The organism is Treponema sp. R6D11 (assembly GCF_054786075.1).
Window position 1 is genome coordinate 1 of record NZ_BDHD01000736.1, and the last position, 568, is coordinate 568.

Sequence of the window (568 nt, forward strand, 5' to 3'; positions counted from 1 at the left end):
CTATAGCCCTGAATCACACTACCGAAGAAATCCTCGCGCAAATAAAAAATTCCGGTTTTACGGATTTTACCTGCACGCTTAAAAATAAAATTAAAACCGCGCTGGAAGCGGAAAATATCGCGCAATGCAAGCCCGTTGAAACAAAATGCATTCCTTTGGATGAATTCCTCGCCATGACCAAACAGCAGGACGCGGATATTTTTATCTGCCTGCACGGGGGTATCGGCGAGAACGGCGAGTTACAGGAAATGCTGGAACAGCGGGGGATACATTTTAACGGTTCGGGATCGCAGGCGTCCAAGCTTTGCATAGATAAATACGACACGGGACAGCGGATTGACTCTTTGGGAATAGCGAACCTGCGTTCCTGCAAAAAGAAAAAAGTAAAAGCAGAAGAAATTAACGTAAAGGAAAAATCCGCGGAAACGCAATGGAAAGAATTATGCGAGCATTTTAACGGGGATACTATTGTTGTTAAACCAAATAGCGACGGCTGTTCCACGGGAATCGCCGTTCTGCGAAGCCAGAAAGATTTACTTACGTACTATGACGTTTGCGCCGATACCCC

At 45.6% G+C, this 568-nt stretch carries 1 protein-coding gene; it reads left to right on the plus strand.

Annotated elements, in window-relative coordinates; translation table 11 throughout:
- The coding region (locus ACYVTD_RS15800; RefSeq protein WP_461248643.1) for a D-alanine--D-alanine ligase family protein at positions 1–568 on the plus strand (568 nt) is incomplete at both ends.